The following is a 657-nucleotide window of genomic DNA, read 5'->3' on the forward strand; positions in this document are numbered from 1 at the left end:
AATCGTTTGTTTCTAAATTTTCAAAATCAATTTCTCTTTTTGATAAAATAATATTTTTATTTTTTTTGTTATTGTTATTGTTATTGTTATATATATAGGCATCATTAAGCATCGCTTTAGCATCATGCTTAGCATGCTTAGCATCATTAAGCATCGTTTTAGCATCATTAAGCATTGCTTTAGCATCGTTTTTATCAGTATTTTCAGTAACTTGAGCATCATCACAAGCATCACAAGTATAAGTTGTATGTTTATCCCATCTTGCCTGCGCTGCTTTCTTTGCTCTCTCCGATAATCTCTTTGATCGTGATGTTTTTGATACCTTTTCTAAACTCTCATGAGAGTTAGTAAGCTCTTCTTCAACATCTAAATTCCACAAGCGACCATCTGCTAAACGAACAAGGTATCCTTCTTCAAGCAAGACATTTAACGCTGTTTCGAACTTCTTCACTGAATAACCAGTGTAATGAGATAAAACTTTAATGTTATAAAAAAGAGGTTCACCAGTACGCAACATACGTAACCGTAATCGCATATAGATATTGCCCTCTACAGCAGGCAAATAATCAACAACTATTGCCCACTTGTCTGCAAAAAGCCTCGTCCATGGCAACTTAGTTGACATACTTCACCTCCCTTTCTTTATTATTATTGCAA

Annotated in this window: 1 pseudogene; it reads right to left on the reverse strand. The window is 34.1% G+C overall.

Annotation, left to right across the window (positions count from 1 at the left end):
* Positions 1 to 625, reverse strand: a pseudogene (locus tag ACFINH_RS10255) (hypothetical protein); the annotation flags it as partial.
* Between the last annotated feature and the right edge of the window lie 32 nt (positions 626 to 657).

Origin of the sequence: Bartonella sp. AA74HLJMH (genome assembly GCF_042197045.1) — a bacterium.
Taxonomy (GTDB): Bacteria; Pseudomonadota; Alphaproteobacteria; order Rhizobiales; family Rhizobiaceae; genus Bartonella.